The organism is Streptomyces sp. NBC_01197 (assembly GCF_036010505.1).
Taxonomy (GTDB): domain Bacteria; phylum Actinomycetota; class Actinomycetes; order Streptomycetales; family Streptomycetaceae; genus Streptomyces.
This window is the reverse complement of sequence record NZ_CP108569.1, coordinates 2610587-2627916: the sequence shown is the minus strand read 5'-3', so window position 1 is coordinate 2627916 and position 17330 is coordinate 2610587. Positions and strand designations below refer to the sequence as shown.

The window sequence follows — 17330 nt, the reverse complement described above, 5'->3', positions numbered from 1 at the left end:
GCGACCGACCGGGGGTCTGTCATGGATGCGAAGGATGAGCACACGGAACACGCAGAGCACGTCCACCCAGAGCACGCGGAGAAGTCAGAGCACACAGCGCAGTCGGAGCAAGTGGAGCCGTCCGGCCCCGGCCCTGCCGTCCGCTGTTACACCGCGGGCCGTTTCACCGTGGTCGAGCTGCGCGGCGAGATCGACGTCCTCGCGGCCGGCGACATCCGTGAGTGCACCGACGCCGCCACCGCGTCCCAGGGCGCGCGCGTGATTGTCGACCTCCGGCCCGCGACCTTCATCGACTGCGCGGCGCTGGGGCTGCTCTGCCGCGCCAGGCGGCGGGTGCTCGACCGTGGCGGCTCCATCGACCTGGTCTGCACCCGCGCGCTGCATCTGCGGATGCTGCGGGTCACCGGCCTGGCCCGCTACTTCCCGAGCAGCCCCACCGTGGCCGAGATCTCGGCCTGAAGGATCCGGCCCGCGGCGTCCGCGTCACCCCGGCGGACCGCCGCCACCAGCGCGGCGTGCGGTTCGTCCCCGTGGTTCGGGTCATGACCGCGCAGGCCGAGCAGCTCCACCAGCTCGATGAGCCCCTCCCGCAGCACGGGGGCGAACCGCGCGAAGAGATCCGTCAGTACGGGGTTGTGCGCGGAAGCGACCACCGCCGCGTGCAGGGCGATGTCCGCGTCCACGAAAGCCGCGTCGTCCGCACCCGAGGCCGCGGCCCGACGCCCCTCCAGGGCCGTGTCCAGTGCGGCCAGATCACCGTCCGTACGCCGGGCCGCGGCCAGCCGGGCCGCGTGGATCTCGACCATCGACCGGACCTCGTACACATCCGCGACGGCGGCCCTGCGCAGCCGCGTCGGCCAGTCCTCCGCAGGTTCGGTGGCGATGACGAAGACCCCCGCGCCCTGCCGGGGCCTGAGCAGCCCCTGCCCGGCCAGCGCGCGCACCGCCTCGCGGACCGTGGAGCGGCCCACTCCGAGCGTCCTGGCCAGCGTCGTCTCGCCGGGCAGCTTGGTGCCGACCGGCCAGTGGCCCGACGTGATCTGCGCGCGCAACTGTTCCGCGGCCTGCTCAACCAGCGGGCTGGGACGGAGCGAGGCCAGGGGTGGGGGTGATGACACGTACGGCTACCTCTCAGGTTGTCTGAGGAGTTGTTTCGTGGTTACTGTACCCGGCATGAAGCTGCGTGGTCTCCTTCTCGGCCGCCGCAGCGGGGCCTGACGACACGACCGGCACCCCGCTGCGGGGCTCTGCGCTGCCGGTCGTTCCGCAGAACGGCCGACGAGGCCGACGGCCGGACGGGCCGAAGAGAAGGAAGCCACCCATGCAGTTCCCGACCCTCCGCACGCCGCAGGGCCCGGTGCCGCCCGGCGCCCCCGGCTGGAACCCGCAGCGCGCCAGCGCCATGCCGTCCCACCGCTACCAGTCCGCCCACGAGCGGGTCTCCGTGCCGCTGGCCGACACCGATCGCGGCTGGCCCTCCCGCCGGTTCGAGCAGGCGCCGCTCTGGGTGCCGGTCGATCTGCGCGACGGCAACCAGGCGCTCGCCGAACCGATGGACCCGGCCCGCAAACGCCGGATGTTCGACCTGCTGGTGGCCATGGGGTTCAAGGAGATCGAGGTCGGATACCCGTCGGCCAGCCGTACGGACTTCGACTTCGTACGACAGCTCGCGGAGCCCGGCGTCGTCCCCGACGATGTCACCGTCGTCGTCTTCACCCCCGCCCGCGCCGACCTCATCGAGCGGACCTTCGCCTCCATCGAGGGGCTGCCGCGCGCCGTCGTGCACCTCTACACCGCCACCGCTCCCGTCTGGCGCGAGGTGGTCCTGGGGCGGACCAGGAACGAACTGGCCGCGCTGGTACGGAAGTCGGCCGGGCAGGTGGCCCGGCTGGCTGACGCCTCCGCCGGTTCCGTACGGTTCGAGTTCTCGCCCGAGGTCTTCAACCTCACCGAGCCGGACTTCATCCTGGAGATCTGCAACTGCCTGACCGAGCTGTGGGACGCCTCGCCGGACCGGCCGGTCATCCATAATCTCCCGGCCACCGTGGAGATCGCCACCCCCAACGTCTACGCCGACCAGATCGAGTACATGCACCGCAACCTGGAGCGGCGCGGCTCGGTCGTCCTGTCCGTGCACCCGCACAACGACCGGGGTACCGGCGTCGCCTGCGCCGAGCTGGCCGTGCTGGCCGGGGCGCAGCGCGTCGAGGGATGTCTCTTCGGCAACGGCGAACGGACCGGCAACGTCGACCTGGTGACCCTCGCGCTCAATCTGCACGCCCAGGGCGTCGACCCGATGGTGGACTTCTCGGACATCGACGAGATCCGGCGCACCGTCGAGTACTGCAACCGCCTCCCGGTGCACGAACGGCACCCGTACGGCGGCGAGCTCGTCTACACCGCCTTCTCCGGTACGCACCAGGACGCCATCAAGAAGGGGATGGCCCACCAGTCGGGCCGCGCGCTGTGGACCGTGCCGTATCTGCCGATCGATCCGGCCGACGTGGGCCGCGACTACGAGGCCGTCATCCGGGTCAACAGCCAGTCGGGCAAGGGCGGGATCGCGTATCTGCTGCAGACCGGGTACGGACTCGACCTGCCGCGCCGTCTCCAGATCGACTTCTCGTCGGTGGTCCAGCGGGAGACCGACGACAGCGGCGAGGAGATCAGCGGCAAGCAGCTGTGGGAGCTGTTCAGCGCGGTGTACCTCGCCCCCGGTGAGGACGGGCCGATGGTGCTCGGCGACTGGAGTACGGCCGAAGTGGGAGGGGGAGAGCACGAGTTCAGCTGCACGCTGAACGGTGTGCCGTACCGGGGCACCGGGAACGGGCCGCTCTCCGCCTTCACCGCGGCCCTCGCCCGGGCAGGGACGGAGGCCGGCATCCTGCACTACACGGAGCACGCCACCGGCACCGGCCCGGACAGCCCGGCCGTCGCGTACGCCGAGTGCCGGGTGGGCGGCCGGACGTACTGGGGCGCGGGACGGGACAGCTCCGTTCTGACCGCGTCGGTGCGCGCGGTGCTCGCCGCGGTGAACCGCGCCGCGCAGTCCGGCGCCCAGCCGGCCGGATAGCGGATCTGCACCCGGCCGCCCAGCCGGCCGGATAGCGGCGGAGCCGCACCCGGCGGCGCGTAAACCCGCTGGCAGGCCCGCCCCCGGGCCTGCCAGACTTGGTTCCCATGTCCAGGACCTTTGATGAGCTGGTGGCCGAGGCCGACTCCGTGTCCGTCGACGGCTGGGACTTCTCCTGGCTGGACGGGCGTGCCACCGAGGAGCGCCCGTCGTGGGGATACGCCCGCGCGATGGGGGAGCGGATGGGCCGGGCCTCGGCCGCCCTCGACATCCAGACCGGCGGCGGGGAGGTGCTGGCCGGGGTGGCGAAGCTGCCGCGGCTGACGGTGGCCACCGAGGCCTGGCCGCCGAACGTGGCCAAGGCCACCGCCCTGCTGCATCCGCTGGGTGCGGCGGTGGTGGCCGACCCGGACGAGCCGCCGCTGCCCTTCGCCGAGGGGGCCTTCGACCTGGTCGTCAGCCGCCACCCGGTGAAGGCCCACTGGCAGGAGATCGCCCGGGTACTGGCACCGGGCGGCACGTACTTCTCCCAGGAGGTCGGCCCGGCCAGCGTCTTCGAGCTCGTCGAGTACTTCCTCGGCCCGCAGCCCGAAGCGCGCAAGGGACGCGACCCGGAGGCGGCGCGCACCGCGGCGCTGGCGGCCGGCCTGGAGGTGGTCGATCTGCGGCTGGAGAGCCTGCGCACCGAGTTCTTCGACATCGGCGCTGTCATCTACTTCCTGCGCAAGGTGGTCTGGATGGTGCCCGGCTTCACCGCCGAGGCGTATCTGCCGCAGCTCCGGGCCCTGCACGAGCGGATCGAGGCCGAGGGACCGTTCCTCGCACACACGACACGCTTCCTCATCGAGGCCCGCAAGCCGCGTTGACGGGCCCGGACCATCATGACGACTCCGGGCCCCATGACGGCTCCGGCCCCATGGCGGCTCCGGCCCCCATGGCGGCCCCCCCATCTGCCGCCAGGTCTAAACTCGGCCGGGTGTCTGCCGCGCTGATCGTCGTACTCGCCGCCTGCTTCGGCGGCGCCGTGGGGACTCTGCTGCCGCGCCCCGCCTACCGCCTCGCGGTGGCGCCCGGGACCCCCTGGCACGGGGCCACCCCGTCGGGTCAGCCCATCGCCGGCTGGCTCGGCCCGGCGCGCGGGACCGGGGGCTGGTACGGACCCAGTACACCGGTGACCGCCGTGCTCACCGCCCTGTGCTGCGCTGCCCTCGCCGCGGCGGCCGGGCCCGTTCCCGAAGCGGCCGTCTGGGTGCTGCTCGCGCCCGCCCTCGTACTGCTGGCCCTGGTGGACCGCGCGGTACAGCGGCTGCCCGACGTCCTCACCCTGCCCATCGTGGCGGCGACCGCGGTCCTGCTGGGAGCCGCGGCGCTGCTGCCCGGCGCGCGGGGCTCCTGGACGGGCGCTCTGCTCGGCGGACTCGCCCTGGGCGGCGGCTACTTCGTACTCTTCCTCATCAACCCGAACGGCATGGGCTTCGGCGACGTCAAACTGGCGGCCGGTCTCGGGGTGGCACTCGGCTGGTACGGCTGGGGGGTCCTGCTGATCGGCGCTTTCGCCGGGTTCGTCTACGGCGCGGTGTACGGCGTCGGCCTGATCCTGCGAGGGCGCGCGGGACGCAAGAGCGCGATGCCGTTCGGCCCGTTCATGGTGGCGGGCGCGCTCACCGGTCTGCTGCTGGGCGGCTTCGGAGCGTAATTCCGGGCGCCCGGGTGCACGGCATGGCCCCAACACGACTTATGAAGGGTTATGGTGGAAACCCCCCCTCGGGCCGGTCCGTATCCCCCCCCACGGACCGGCCCGTTTTTTATGCCCTTTCCCGCGCCGCTTCCCGGCCCGCCCTTACCGCCACGCCGCTTCCGGCGGTCAGCTCCGGCCGGCCCAGATGTTGGTGCCCGCGGTGTCGACGGCGAACGAGTCGATCTCGGTCAGCTCCTCGGCGGAGAGCGGGGCCGCCGCGAGCGCCGCCACGTTCTCGTCCAGCTGCTTCACGCTGGAAGCGCCGATGAGCGCGGACGTCATCCGCGGATCGCGCAGCACCCAGTTGAGTGCCAGCTGCGCCAGGGACTGGCCGCGCCGCTTCGCGATCTCGTTGAGCCCGTTGAGCCGGCGTACGACCTCGTCCGAGAGCAGGCCCGGGTCGAGCGACTTGCCCTGAGTGGCCCGCGAGCCCTCCGGGATGCCCTTCAGGTACTTGCCGGTGAGCAGGCCCTGTGCGAGCGGCACGAAGGAGATGCAGCCCATGCCGGCCGTCTCCAGGGTGTCGAGCAGCCTTCCCCCAGACTCCGTCCGGGGGGACCCCCATTTCGCTTCGCTTCCCTCGATCCAGCGGTTGATCATGGAGTACGAGGGCTGGTGGATCAGGGCGGGGACCCCCATCTCCTTGAGGATGCGGGCCGCCTCCGCGGTCTGCTCGCTGTTGTACGAGGAGACCCCGACGTACAGCGCCTTGCCCTGCTGCACGGCGGAGGCCAGGGCGCCCATCGTCTCCTCAAGGGGAGTGTCCGGGTCGAAGCGGTGCGAGTAGAAGATGTCGACGTAGTCGAGACCCATCCGGGTGAGCGAGGCGTCCAGCGAGGACAGCAGGTACTTGCGCGAGCCCCACTCGCCGTACGGGCCGGGGTGCATCAGATAGCCGGCCTTGGTCGAAATGACCAGTTCATCCCGGTACGGGGCGAAGTCCTGGGCGAAGAGCTTGCCGAAGTTGAGCTCGGCGGAGCCGGCCGGCGGGCCGTAGTTGTTCGCCAGGTCGAAATGGGTGACGCCCGTGTCGAAGGCGCGGCGGAGGATCGCCCGCTGCGAGTCGAGCGAGCGGTCGTCGCCGAAGTTGTGCCACAGGCCGAGCGAGACAGCGGGGAGTTTCAGCCCACTGCGACCGCTGCGCCGGTACTCCATGGAGTCGTATCGGTCATCAGCGGCGTAATAACGAAGAGAATCAGTCACAGGCCCCTCCTTATCACGGACTTGTGACAGGCCGGGTTGGGCTGTCATGACCCCTGCGCAGTACTGTGGCGGCTCGGGCGATCGCCACCGCACGGAGCTCTGGACTCGGTGCTGTGCCGTCCCGGGGGACGCCTCCCGGGACCCCAGCCGGAAAAGCACGTCGGGCAGGGCGTCCGGCACGACATCGCGAGGTGAATCGCAGTGAACTTGCGCGACCTGGTGTACGGGCTCTACGCACGTCGGGTGGAAGGCCGCCTCGACCACGACCAGGTGCCCAAGCACATCGGACTCATCCTGGACGGCAACCGGCGCTGGGCCAAGGCGTCCGGAGGCACTGCCGCACAAGGCCACAAGGCCGGGGCCGACAAGATCACCGAATTTCTCGGCTGGTGCGCGGAGACCGAGGTCGAGGTCGCCACGCTCTGGCTGCTGTCCACGGACAACTTCGACCGCCCGCAGGAGGAGCTCACCGCGCTCTTCGGCATCATCGAGGACACGGTCAGGGGCCTCGCGGCGGACGGCCGCTGGCGGGTCCACCACGTCGGCGCGCTCGACCTGCTCCCCGGTCACACCCAGGCGGTCCTCAAGGAAGCCGAAGAGGCGACCACGGGCAACACCGGAATACTCGTCAATGTGGCGGTCGGCTACGGCGGGCGCCAGGAGATCGCCGACGCGGTCCGCTCGCTCCTGCTTGAGCACGCCGAGAAGGGCACATCCTTCGAGGAGCTGGCCGAGACCGTCGACGTCGAGCGCATCTCGGAACACCTCTACACGCGCGGCCAGCCCGACCCGGATCTGGTGATCCGCACCAGCGGGGAGCAGCGCCTCTCCGGGTTCATGCTCTGGCAGAGCGCGCACTCCGAGTATTACTTCTGCGAAGTCTTCTGGCCCGCCTTCCGCAAGGTCGACTTCCTGCGGGCGCTGCGCGACTACGCGGCCCGCCACCGGCGCTACGGCGCCTGAGCCTTCCCGGCCGGCGCCCGCCGTGCGCCCATGCGCTCTCTCCGCGCACCCTTTCGAGTGATGGCCTGAACATTTCGCTTTCCCGGTGTGGACACCCGGTGGCGCGCGGACGTCGCGCCGGTCAGCCGCGGGTGACGTGGGGGTGAAAACCTCCCGGTACGGACCGCCGCTGGCAGGAACCGGTCGTACGCCATGGCATGGCGGCGGGCGTTCGCGGGAATACCCCTTCCAGGTCGACGTCCGGTCCACGGATGTCGTATCTCAGTGAGCGGCCAGGTCCGCTCGCCCGGGAGGCCCTTTGCACCAGGAAGACCGTGCGGTGAGCGCGGGCGACGTGGAGGGCCGGGTCCGGCCTCCGCGCTGGTGGGGGCCCGCCCCGGTCCCAGCAGCCCGCGACGCCGTCGCTCCCCGACCTCAGGCTTGTGTCCAAAGGGGGTACGTCCTTCCGTGGTGACCAGCACTAAGCGCCGCATGCCCGACAGGCGCACTTATGTTCTTGACACCAGCGTCCTGCTGGCCGATCCCAGCGCCATGACCCGGTTCGACGAGCACGAGGTCGTGCTCCCGATCGTCGTGGTCACGGAACTGGAGGCCAAGAGGCACCATCCTGAGCTCGGCTACTTCGCCCGCCAGGCACTGCGCCTGCTGGACGACTTCCGGGTGAGGTACGGACGTCTCGACGCCCCTCTTCCCATGGGCGAGCTCGGCGGGACCCTCCGTGTCGAACTCAACCACTCGGATCCCAGCGTGCTCCCGGCCGGCTACCGGCTCGGGGACAACGACTCACGCATCCTCGCGGTCGCGCGCAACCTCCAAGCCGAGGGATTCGACGTCACAGTCGTCTCCAAGGACCTGCCGCTGCGCATCAAGGCCTCATCCGTGGGACTCCTCGCCGAGGAGTACCGCGCCGAACTGGCGATCACGGACTCCGGTTACACGGGGATGAGCGAACTGACCCTCTCGCCCGACCAGGTGGACCTGCTGTTCTCCGAGGACACCCTTTATGTACCGGAGGCCGCCGAACTGCCCGTGCACACCGGCATGGTGCTCCAGTCCGAGCGCGGCAAGGCACTGGGCCGGATCACGGCCGAGGGCAATGTGAGGCTCGTACGGGGCGACCGCGAGGCCTTCGGGCTGCACGGCCGCAGCGCCGAGCAGCGCATCGCGCTCGATCTGCTCCTCGATCCGGACATCGGCATCATCTCGATGGGCGGCCGGGCCGGCACCGGCAAGTCCGCGCTGGCGCTCTGCGCGGGTCTTGAGGCCGTCCTGGAGCGCAGGCAGCACCAGAAGGTGATGGTCTTCCGCCCGCTGTACGCGGTCGGCGGACAGGAACTCGGCTATCTGCCCGGCTCAGAGTCCGAGAAGATGGGGCCCTGGGCGCAGGCGGTCTTCGACACCCTCTCCTCGGTGACGAGCCGGGACGTGATCGAGGAAGTGGTCGGACGGGGCATGCTCGAAGTCCTGCCGCTCACTCATATCCGGGGCCGCTCACTGCACGACGCGTTCGTCATCGTGGACGAGGCCCAGTCCCTGGAGCGGAACGTCCTGCTGACGGTGCTCTCCAGGATTGGCTCGAACTCGCGGGTCGTGCTGACCCACGACGTCGCCCAGCGGGACAACCTGCGGGTGGGCCGGTACGACGGAGTGGTCGCCGTCGTGGAGAAACTGAAGGGGCATCCGCTCTTCGCCCACGTCACCCTCACCCGGTCCGAGCGTTCGCAGATCGCCGCACTGGTGACCGAAATGCTGGAGGACGGACAGCTCTGAAGGGTATTGCCAGACACCGGCCCGTACGGTACTGGTCAGTTGAAGCCGCCCGGCAAGGCGCAGGAGCCTAGCCGGGCGGTTCGCTGTTGCGCAGCAATCTCCAGAAAACTCGTGCGCCAAACGGGGTGTGAGCTTTAACACTCGGCCGACGTTTGCCTTGAAGCGTGGGCTTCGGGCAGAGTCTTGCTTCCGTCAGGCCCCGCATACGGCACACGTTCACCCTCAGGGGTGCAGCACCACACAACTCAACACTTGCCGCCGTATGCCGCCCGAGCACCACGCGGCACTTCCGTAAGGGAGTTGCCCACCGGGTCAGCGCCTCCCGTGACCTGTACGCCAGGGAGGCCCGCGCCAGGGGCACGATTGCGTCCGCGAGGTCACGAGCGGTCGCTGCTGGAAGGAAACCGTGTGAGCCGGATTTCGGTCCGGGGATTCGCGGTGGCGTCAGCCACTGCGGTCACCACCGTAGGAGCAGTTGTCGGCGTCGCATCGGGCAGCACGATGCCCGCAGGCGACAACATCGATGCAGCCTCCGCCGCGGACACGACGACTCTCGCAGACATTCCTGATGGCCAGCAGGCCCAGGTCGCTTCGCTGACCGAGCAGGCAGACACCCAGGCGGTGCAGGCCGACGCGGCAGCGAAGAAGTCCGCGGAGGAGTCGGCCCGCATCCAGGCCGCCAAGGACGCGAAGACCAAGAAGGAAGCTGCCGACGAGGCAGTTGCCAAGGCCAAGGAGGCCGCGAAGAAGCGTGCCGAGGAGAAGAAGCTGGAATCCAGCCGCTCCTCCGTTCGCGACGCGAGCAGCTTCTCTTCCCAGGGCTCGTACACGGCCGCACAGGTCCAGGCCATGGCGCGGCAGATGATGCCGTCCGACCAGTTCCAGTGCTTCAGCAACATCGTGAGCCATGAGTCCGGCTGGAACTACAAGGCGACCAACCCCGGTTCCGGTGCCTACGGTCTCGTACAGGCTCTCCCCGGCTCCAAGATGTCGTCCGCGGGCGCCGACTGGCAGACCAATCCGGCCACGCAGATAAAGTGGGGCCTGAACTACATGAACAGCCGCTACCACAGCCCCTGTGGTGCGTGGTCGTTCTGGCAGGCCAACAGCTGGTACTAGAGCGGCTCGTCCGCTCAACTTCATGGAGCCCCCCGCCGTCCTTCGGCGGGGGGCTTCCGTGCGTGTACGGTCGGCTCCGGATGAAGCGCGCGGTCGGGGGAAGAGGAAGAGGATGTCGAAACTACCGGACTGGCTGGGGCGCGTGGGCTCTGAACTCACTCATATGGGTGAAAGGTTGGAGGAACGCCGTTCCGCGGACGATGTGGACGGCGCCAACCACGTAACGGGGGCCACGTCGCACGGCGGGGGCGGCCATCCGGCGCCCGGGCAGGTGCCGCCGCCCCCGGACTACGCGCCGGCTGTGGCGGCCCGCCCCGATCCGGTGGCCGCCGTGCCGTGGGGTATGCGGGTGGCCGCCGAGGCGGGCTGGCGGCTCCTCGTCCTCGCTGGGGCCCTCTGGGTGCTGATGCGGGTCATCAGCGCCATCCAGCTGGTCGTCCTCGCGTTCGTCGGCGCGCTGCTCGTCACCGCGCTCCTCCAGCCGACGGTCGCCAGGCTCCGGCGGGCCGGTCTGCCGCGGGGGCTGGCCACCGCGCTGACCGCGATCCTCGGCTTCGTCATCATGGGCCTGGTCGGCTGGTTCGTGGTCTGGCAGGTGATGGAGAATCTGGACACGGTCTCCAGCCGGGTCCAGGAGGGTATCCAGGAGCTGCGGCGCTGGCTGCTGCACAGCCCGTTCCATGTGACGGACAAGCAGATCAACGAGATCGCCAAGAACCTGAGCGACACCGTCGGGACCAACACGAACGAGATCACGTCGGCCGGCCTCCAGGGCGTCACGGTCATGGTGGAGTTCCTGACCGGGATGCTGCTGGCGATGTTCTCGACCCTCTTCCTGCTGTACGACGGGGCGCGCATCTGGCAGTGGACGCTCAAGCTCGTTCCTGCGCAGGCCCGTCCTGGGGTCGCGGGCGCCGGGCCGCGTGCCTGGCGGACGCTGACCGCGTATGTGCGCGGCACGGTGATAGTGGCGCTGATCGACGCCATCTTCATCGGGCTCGGGCTCTTCTTCCTCGATGTGCCGCTGGCCGTGCCGCTGGCCGTCTTCATCTTCCTGTTCGCGTTCATCCCGCTGGTCGGCGCCGTGACGTCCGGTGCGCTCGCGGTGGTCGTCGCGCTGGTGACCCAGGGCCCCTTCACGGCGCTGATGGTGGTGATCGTGGTGCTCGCCGTGCAGCAGATCGAGGGCCATGTGCTCCAGCCGTTCATCCTCGGCCGTGCGGTGCGGGTCCATCCGCTGGCGGTGGTCCTCTCGGTAGCAGCAGGCGGCATGATCGCCGGGATCGGCGGAGCGGTGGTGGCGGTTCCGCTGGTGGCGGTGACCAACAAGGTGGTCGGTTACCTCCGCGCGTACAGCATGGAGACCGCGCTGAGGGCCGCGCCCCACCAGCAGCATCAACAGCAGCACCAGCAGCAGGAGACCCCGGCGGCGCAGGCCCCGGCGCCGCAGGAGTCCAGGCGCGAGCCCGGTCCGGAGCCGGTGCCCGACGTCCGGACCCCGGCGCTGGAGACGACCGAGCTTCCCGAGTGAGGAACGGGGCCGGAGACGGCACCGGAGCAGTTGTGTTCCACAGCCCTCATGGGCGAGCAAAAAGCCCCGGTGGTGCGTTTCCGCACGTCACCGGGGCTTTCGGGTGCCGTTGCCTTACTCGGCCAGGACGGCCTCGGCGTCGAGCGTCACGCCGACCGCCTGCAGGACTGAGGCGATCTTGAAGGCCTCCTGGATGGTCTCGCGGTCCACGCCCGCCTTGCGGAGCACCTGCTCGTGCGAGTCGAGGCACTGGCCGCAGCCGTTGATCGCGGAGACGGCGAGCGACCAGAGCTCGAAGTCGGCCTTCTCCACGCCCGGGTTGCCGATCACGTTCATCCGCAGACCGGCGCGGAGCGTCCCGTACTCCGGGTCCGACAGCAGGTGCCGGGTCCGGTAGAAGACGTTGTTCATCGCCATGACGGCCGCCGCGGAGCGGGCCGCGGTGTACGCCTCGGGGGAGAGGTTCGCCTTCGCCTCCGGCTCCAGCTCGCGCAGCACCAGCGGCGAGCGCGAAGCGATGGCGCAGGCGAGGACGGTGCCCCACAGCTGCTGCTTCGGCAGGTCGCTGTTGCCGATCACCGAACCGAGGTTCAGCTTCAGGTCCTTGGCGTAGTCCGGTACGGCGGACTTCAGTTCGTCGAGTGACATCGTGGAATCAGCTCACTCGCCCGAGAGGAGCGCGACCGGGTCAAGGGTGCTCTCGCCCTTGGTCCAGTTGCAGGGGCACAGCTCGTCGGTCTGCAGGGCGTCGAGGACCCGCAGGACCTCCTTGGGGTTACGGCCCACGGAACCGGCGGTCACCATCGTGAACTGGATCTCGTTGTTCTGGTCGACGATGAAGACGGCGCGCTGCGCGAAGCCGTCCTCGCCCTCGATGCCGAGGTCGCGCATGAGCTCGTGCTTCGAGTCGGCCAGCATCGGGAAGGGCAGGTCGGTGAGGTCCGGGTGGTCCTTGCGCCAGGCGTGGTGCACGAACTCGGAGTCACCGGAGAAGCCGAGGACCTGGGCGTCGCGGTCGGCGAACTCCTCGTTCAGCTTGCCGAAGGCGGCGATCTCGGTCGGGCACACGAAGGTGAAGTCCTTGGGCCACGCGAAGACGATCTTCCACTTGCCTTCGTAGGTCTTGTGGTCGATCTGCGCGAACTCCTTGCCGCTCTCCAGCGACACACAGGCGGTCAGGTCGAACTGGGGGAACTGGTCACCGACAGTGAGCACGTACTCTCCTTGCGGATGCGGAAATCCCTTTTGGGGCGTTCCTGGGGGGTTGGACGGGTTACAGAGTGACACAGGATCCATTGATCACAGAAATAGCTAGACTTGGTGGTTGTGATCGGAGGTACCTATCAGTGACCCACGTATATACGGGCGGAACCGCCCACAAGGGGAAGCAGCCCACCGTGGCGCAGTTGCGTGCCTTCGCGGCCGTGGCGGAGCATCTGCACTTCCGGGACGCGGCCGCCGCGATCGGCATGAGCCAGCCCGCCCTGTCGGGTGCCGTATCGGCGCTGGAGGACGCCCTCGGCGTACAGCTCCTGGAACGGACGACCCGCAGGGTGCTGCTTTCGCCCGCCGGGGAGCGGCTCGCGGTGCGGGCCGCTGCGGTGCTGGACGCGGTCGGCGAGCTGATGGACGAGGCCGACGCGGTACGGGCGCCCTTCACCGGGGTGCTGAGGCTCGGCGTGATCCCCACCGTCGCCCCGTATCTGCTGCCGACCGTGCTGCGGCTCGTCCACCGCGAGTACCCGGACCTCGACCTCCAGGTACACGAGGAACAGACGTCCTCGCTCCTGGAGGGGCTGGCCGCCGGGCGGCTCGACCTGCTGCTGCTCGCGGTGCCGCTCGGGGTGCCGGGGGTGGTGGAACTGCCTTTGTTCGACGAGGAGTTCGTCCTGGTGACCCCGCACGAGCACTGGCTGGCCGGGCGCACGGACATCCCGCGGGACGCCCTGCGCGAGCTGGATCTGCTGCTGCTCGACGAGGGGCACTGCCTGCGGGACCAGACACTGGACATCTGCCGGGAGGCCGGGCGCGCCGGCGGTGTGCCGGTGACGACGACGGCCGCCGGGCTCTCCACGCTGGTCCAGCTGGTGGCCGGCGGGCTCGGGGTGACGCTGCTGCCGCGTACGGCGGTACGGGTGGAGACGGGCCGTAACGACCAGCTGGCCACCGCCTACTTCGCGGAGCCCGCGCCGATGCGGCGGGTCGCGCTGGCGATGCGGGCCGGGGCGGCGCGCCAGGAGGAGTTCACCGCGTTCGCCGCCGCGCTGCGGGAAGGGGTGCGGCCGCTGCCGGTCTGGCTGGCCTGACGGCGAGGGGCCCGGTGTGTCCGGCGGGGCGCGGGGGCCCGGTGTGTCCGGCGGGGCCCCCGCGGCGGAAACCGCCCCCGCTACTCCGTGCGCAGCCCCTCGGGCCGCATCAGCCGCCACAGCGGCGGCAGGCTGAGCAGCGTCACCAGGACGACCACGCCGCCGCCGATACCCGACATCGCCGCGACCGCCGGCCAGTCGACCGAGACCGAGTGGCCGACCATCTGGAGCAGGACCGCCCCCAGACCCAGGCCCACGACCGTGGCGAGCAGCAGGCCCAGGGCGACCGGGACAGCCGTCTGCCACAGCACCGACCAGCTCATCGTGGAGCGGCGGGTGCCGAAGGCCGTCAGTGCGGCCAGCAGCTTCCGTCGGTCGCGCAGCTGCTCCAGGACCGAGACGAGCAGGCTCGCGCCGATCAGCAGGAGCACCGCCGCCGCGCCGATGTACAGGCCCTTGCGGACACTCGCGAAGCGGTTGTCCTCGCGTACCTCGTGCAGGGCGTCGACCGGGGTCAGCGGATTGACCTTCGCCACACCGTTACGGACCAGGTCGATGGCATCCGGCTCCGAAGGGTCGAGCGAGATGTAGTCCGTGTCGACCAGGGCAAGGTGCCGCAGCGCGGGCAGCGCCCCCGGCGTGAGCAGGACGCCCCCCGAGCCGGGACCGCCGGCCGGGGCGGCCGTGACCTGCACCGTGCGGGTTCCGGCCGGGACGGTCCACGTGAGGGCGCGGTCGTTCCGGTCGCTGAAGGGCGAGTGGATGAACAGCCGTCTGCCGGGCTCGGCGATCTTCGGGAGGTTGTCGTCCCAGCCACCGGAGGCGATGAACGCGTCGCCGTTCTCGCAGGACGGAAGAGCGGCCAGTACCCGGAGCGACGCGCAGTCGCCGGTGTACATATCGCTGGTCTGCTCAGCGTTCTCCGTCCCCCCGGCGGTGGCCCGGCTGACCGAGAGCACCTTCCGCACACCGTGCGTGGCGCGCAGCGCGTCGGCCGTCCGGCCCTTCGTGAAGTCGCTCTGCACGACCATCTGGACGCGCGAGGTGTCGGCCCCGGTCTCCTTGGTGTAGTCGCCGTCGATCCCCGCGAAAAGCATCTGGAGCGCGATGGCACCGGCGACCGCGACGGCGATGCCGTTGACGAGCCGGGCGGCGGTGCCGCTGGTCATCTGGAGCCTGCGGACGGCCAGTTGCCAGGCGGTGGTGCCACCGCCCAGACGGTTCACCACGGCTTCGATCAGCCAGGGCAGCAGCGCCGTCACGCCGATCAGCAGCAGCACGCTGCCGCCGATCACCAGAGTGCTGTTGAAGTGGCCCGAGGTGCGGCCCTTGCCCAGCATCGGTACCAGCAGGGCGAGTCCGGCGACCGGCGGGAGCACCCGCCACCAGACCCGGCGGCGGCGCTGGACCGAGGTGCGGACGACACCGAGCGGCTCGATGACCACACCGCGCAGTGCGAGCAGGGTGACCGCGACGGCCGCCGCGGGCACCGCGAGTGCGACCAGTACGGCCAGCGCCGCACTCGGGTTCAGGTCAGCCGGGAAGAGGTTGATCCCCGCCACGTCGATATCGCCGACGAACGCCCGGCCGATCAGGAAGAAACCCGCGCCGAAAACCACCCCGAGCAGGGAGCCCGCCAGCGCCTCGCCGGCCGCGATGCGGCGGGTCATCCGGGAGTCCGTACCGACCAGCCGAAGCGCGGCGAGCCTGCGGTCCCTGCTGTCGCTGCCGAAGCGCACGGCCGCGGCGATGAAGACACCCACCGGCATCAGCAGCACCACGAAGATGATCATGACGAGCAGTTTCAGGACCGGATCCATGGCCTCCTGGGGCGGCATATGCGCGAAGGCGGTGATGCGCCGCACAACGCCGGTTTCCTCCAGGGTGAGGTGGTTGTCGCCCGCGTAGTAGGCCAGTTCGTTCGGGCCGGTCAGACCCGCGTCGGTGACCGTGCCGGTGATCCGGTACGGGAGGCGCTCACGCAGCAGTGCGCCCTTGTCCGACGCCAGCAGCCTGCGCAGCGCGGGCGACACCAGCATCTCGCCGTCGCCGGGCAGCGCACCCGTGCCGGGCGGCAGCGGTGCGTCGGGGCCCTCGCCGCGCACCAGCCGGCCGCGGACGTCGGCACCCTTGTACACGGTGTCGGCGACCCCGAGGAGCATGGTGTCGTGGGCCGGCTTGTCGATCATGACCGCACCGAAGTCGTTGCGGTTGTCCTCCCGCGCGTTACGGGCGGCGAGCGCGCTCGGTATCGCGGTGGTGATCAGCAGCAGCGCCACGCCGAGGCCCACACCGACCGCGGTCAGCAGCGTCCGGATCCAGCCCTCACGGCCCCCACCGACAGCGAACTTCATGCCCATCGTGAGGTCTTGGGTCCAGCTCATACCAGGTGCTCCAGATCGCGGGACTTGCCGTCGCGTACGACGACCTCACGGTCCGAGTAGGCGGCGACGCGCGCTTCGTGGGTGACCAGGACCACGGCGGCGCTGGTGGAGCGGGCCGCCTGCGTCAGGAGTTCCATGACGCGCTCGCCGTTGAGGGAGTCGAGCGCGCCGGTCGGTTCGTCGGCGAAGAGCACGCGCGGCCCGGTCACCAGCGACCGTGCCACGGCCACCCGCTGGCCCTGTCCGCCGGAGACCTCGCCGGGGCGCTTGTGCCCCAGCTCGGCGACCTCCAGACGCTCCATCCACTCCAGCGCCCTGCGCTCGGCCTCTTTGCGCTTGGCCCCGTTCAGCCGCAGCGGCAGCGCGACGTTCTCCGTGCAGGTCAGTTCGGGGACGAGCCGGCCGAACTGGAAGACGAAGCCGAAGTCCGTACGGCGCAGCGCGCTCCGCTCGGCGTCCGACATCGCGGACAGCTCCAGCCCCTGGTACGTGATGGTCCCCGAATCGGGGCGGACGATACCGGCGAGGCAGTGCAGCAGCGTCGACTTTCCGGAGCCCGAAGGCCCCATGACCGCGACCACTTCGCCCGCGTGGACGGAGAACGCGGCGCCGTCGAGCGCGGTGGTCGGGCCGTACGCCTTGTGCAGGCCGTCGGCGTACAGCAGCGAACCGGCGGGGGTCATGGGCTTACCTCCTTGGCGAGCTGGCCGAGGCGCGCGGCGGTCAGTTCGAGCCAGCGCAGGTCGGCTTCGAGGTGGAACAGGGCGTGGTCGCAGATCAGTTGGTCGGCGAGGTCACCGTGGCGCTTGCGGTCCGTGAGGATGCGCATCAGACGCAGATGCTCCGCGCGCTGGGTGTCCAGCAGGTCGGCTGCGGGGCGGCCGGTGAGCAGTGCGAGGACGACCTTGGTGTAGAGCGTCGACTGGAGGTACGGCTCGGGCTTCTCGGGTGTGGCGAGCCACTGCTCGACATCGCTGATGCCGGCGTCGGTGATCGCGTACCGCTTGCGCTCGGGACCGCCCCCGGTCTCCATCGCGTCGACCTCGACGAGACCGTTCTTCAGGAGCCGGGACATCGTCGAGTAGACCTGCCCGTAGTGCAGCGGCCGGTCATGGCCGAACTTCTCGTCGAAGGCGCGCTTGAGGTCGTAGCCGTGGCGCGGCCCCGACTCCAGGATGCCGAGCAGCGTGTGGCCGATGGACATGTGCGAGGGCCTTTCTGATCTGAGGGCGGGGTTGACGGC

Annotated in this window: 16 protein-coding genes; 9 read left to right on the top strand and 7 right to left on the bottom strand. The window is 70.2% G+C overall.

What is annotated here, in order from left to right:
• Window positions 1-21 precede the first annotated feature (21 nt).
• Complete coding sequence (locus OG452_RS11790) at window positions 22-459, top strand: STAS domain-containing protein (RefSeq protein ID WP_327295580.1); 438 nt, start codon at window positions 22-24, stop codon at window positions 457-459.
• Here OG452_RS11790 and OG452_RS11785 read toward each other — a convergent pair.
• Window positions 417-1118 (bottom strand): FadR/GntR family transcriptional regulator, encoded by a 702-nt coding sequence (locus OG452_RS11785; RefSeq protein WP_327295579.1) that lies wholly within the window; start codon window positions 1116-1118, stop codon window positions 417-419. The two genes, OG452_RS11790 and OG452_RS11785, sit on opposite strands and share 43 nt — an antisense overlap.
• A gap of 203 nt (window positions 1119-1321) precedes the next feature.
• Here OG452_RS11785 and leuA point away from each other — a divergent pair, with 203 nt between their 5' ends.
• The 3 genes from leuA (at window position 1322) to OG452_RS11770 (ending at window position 4769) form a co-directional block, all read left to right on the top strand.
• Window positions 1322-3073 carry a 2-isopropylmalate synthase gene (gene leuA / locus OG452_RS11780; protein ID WP_327295578.1) on the top strand — a complete coding sequence of 584 codons (1752 nt, stop codon included), beginning with the start codon at window positions 1322-1324 and terminating at the stop codon, window positions 3071-3073.
• 107 nt (window positions 3074-3180) lie between these two features.
• Window positions 3181-3939 (top strand): class I SAM-dependent methyltransferase, encoded by a 759-nt coding sequence (locus OG452_RS11775; RefSeq protein WP_327295577.1) that lies wholly within the window; start codon window positions 3181-3183, stop codon window positions 3937-3939.
• A gap of 68 nt (window positions 3940-4007) precedes the next feature.
• Window positions 4008-4769 carry an A24 family peptidase gene (locus OG452_RS11770; RefSeq protein ID WP_327295576.1) on the top strand — a complete coding sequence of 254 codons (762 nt, stop codon included), beginning with the start codon at window positions 4008-4010 and terminating at the stop codon, window positions 4767-4769.
• Window positions 4770-4937: 168 nt separating this feature from the next.
• Here the strand turns inward: OG452_RS11770 and mgrA are convergent, their stop codons facing one another.
• Window positions 4938-6062 carry an L-glyceraldehyde 3-phosphate reductase gene (mgrA, locus tag OG452_RS11765; protein ID WP_442809994.1) on the bottom strand — a complete coding sequence of 375 codons (1125 nt, stop codon included), beginning with the start codon at window positions 6060-6062 and terminating at the stop codon, window positions 4938-4940.
• Between the two features lie 153 nt (window positions 6063-6215).
• On the opposite strand from mgrA, the gene OG452_RS11760 reads away from it, so the two are divergent.
• The 4 genes from OG452_RS11760 (at window position 6216) to OG452_RS11745 (ending at window position 11397) form a co-directional block, all read left to right on the top strand.
• Window positions 6216-6977 (top strand): isoprenyl transferase, encoded by a 762-nt coding sequence (locus OG452_RS11760; RefSeq protein WP_327295574.1) that lies wholly within the window; start codon window positions 6216-6218, stop codon window positions 6975-6977.
• A 447-nt stretch (window positions 6978-7424) separates the two neighbouring features.
• A complete protein-coding gene (locus tag OG452_RS11755) occupies window positions 7425-8747 on the top strand; it encodes a PhoH family protein (RefSeq protein WP_327295573.1) in 1323 nt (440 codons plus the stop codon).
• Between the two features lie 408 nt (window positions 8748-9155).
• A complete protein-coding gene (locus OG452_RS11750; protein WP_327295572.1) occupies window positions 9156-9866 on the top strand; it encodes a transglycosylase SLT domain-containing protein in 711 nt (236 codons plus the stop codon).
• Between the two features lie 112 nt (window positions 9867-9978).
• Window positions 9979-11397, top strand: a complete 1419-nt coding sequence (locus OG452_RS11745; RefSeq protein ID WP_327295571.1) for an AI-2E family transporter — start codon at window positions 9979-9981, stop codon at window positions 11395-11397.
• A 114-nt stretch (window positions 11398-11511) separates the two neighbouring features.
• Here the strand turns inward: OG452_RS11745 and OG452_RS11740 are convergent, their stop codons facing one another.
• Together OG452_RS11740 and OG452_RS11735 are read right to left on the bottom strand one after the other, a co-directional pair.
• Window positions 11512-12045, bottom strand: coding sequence for an alkyl hydroperoxide reductase (locus tag OG452_RS11740; protein WP_327295570.1), 534 nt, complete (start codon window positions 12043-12045; stop codon window positions 11512-11514).
• A gap of 12 nt (window positions 12046-12057) precedes the next feature.
• The gene (locus OG452_RS11735; protein WP_327295569.1) at window positions 12058-12612 is read right to left on the bottom strand and encodes a peroxiredoxin; all 555 of its coding nucleotides are present in this window, start codon (window positions 12610-12612) and stop codon (window positions 12058-12060) included.
• A gap of 131 nt (window positions 12613-12743) precedes the next feature.
• On the opposite strand from OG452_RS11735, the gene OG452_RS11730 reads away from it, so the two are divergent.
• Window positions 12744-13703 (top strand): hydrogen peroxide-inducible genes activator, encoded by a 960-nt coding sequence (locus OG452_RS11730; RefSeq protein WP_327295568.1) that lies wholly within the window; start codon window positions 12744-12746, stop codon window positions 13701-13703.
• A gap of 80 nt (window positions 13704-13783) precedes the next feature.
• On the opposite strand, the gene OG452_RS11725 is transcribed toward OG452_RS11730, so the two are convergent.
• From OG452_RS11725 to OG452_RS11715, 3 genes are read right to left on the bottom strand one after another with little or no spacing between them, the layout of a single operon-like run.
• Window positions 13784-16087 (bottom strand): ABC transporter permease, encoded by a 2304-nt coding sequence (locus OG452_RS11725; RefSeq protein ID WP_327295567.1) that lies wholly within the window; start codon window positions 16085-16087, stop codon window positions 13784-13786.
• On the bottom strand, window positions 16084-16770 hold the full coding sequence (locus OG452_RS11720; protein WP_327295566.1) for an ABC transporter ATP-binding protein: 687 nt from the start codon (window positions 16768-16770) through the stop codon (window positions 16084-16086). Before OG452_RS11720 ends, OG452_RS11725 begins: the two co-directional genes overlap by 4 nt.
• Window positions 16767-17291 carry a PadR family transcriptional regulator gene (locus OG452_RS11715; protein ID WP_327295565.1) on the bottom strand — a complete coding sequence of 175 codons (525 nt, stop codon included), beginning with the start codon at window positions 17289-17291 and terminating at the stop codon, window positions 16767-16769. The genes OG452_RS11720 and OG452_RS11715 overlap by 4 nt, the downstream gene beginning before the upstream one ends.
• Window positions 17292-17330 lie beyond the last annotated feature (39 nt).

Coding starts and splice junctions, on each gene's coding strand:
- OG452_RS11790 (WP_327295580.1), top strand. CDS start 22: ATGGATGCGAAGGATGAGCACACGGAACACGCAGAGCACGTCCACCCA.
- leuA (WP_327295578.1), top strand. CDS start 1,322: ATGCAGTTCCCGACCCTCCGCACGCCGCAGGGCCCGGTGCCGCCCGGC.
- OG452_RS11775 (WP_327295577.1), top strand. CDS start 3,181: ATGTCCAGGACCTTTGATGAGCTGGTGGCCGAGGCCGACTCCGTGTCC.
- OG452_RS11770 (WP_327295576.1), top strand. CDS start 4,008: ATGGCGGCCCCCCCATCTGCCGCCAGGTCTAAACTCGGCCGGGTGTCT.
- mgrA (WP_442809994.1), bottom strand. CDS start 6,062: ATGACAGCCCAACCCGGCCTGTCACAAGTCCGTGATAAGGAGGGGCCT.
- OG452_RS11745 (WP_327295571.1), top strand. CDS start 9,979: ATGTCGAAACTACCGGACTGGCTGGGGCGCGTGGGCTCTGAACTCACT.
- OG452_RS11740 (WP_327295570.1), bottom strand. CDS start 12,045: ATGTCACTCGACGAACTGAAGTCCGCCGTACCGGACTACGCCAAGGAC.
- OG452_RS11725 (WP_327295567.1), bottom strand. CDS start 16,087: ATGAGCTGGACCCAAGACCTCACGATGGGCATGAAGTTCGCTGTCGGT.
- OG452_RS11720 (WP_327295566.1), bottom strand. CDS start 16,770: ATGACCCCCGCCGGTTCGCTGCTGTACGCCGACGGCCTGCACAAGGCG.
- OG452_RS11715 (WP_327295565.1), bottom strand. CDS start 17,291: ATGTCCATCGGCCACACGCTGCTCGGCATCCTGGAGTCGGGGCCGCGC.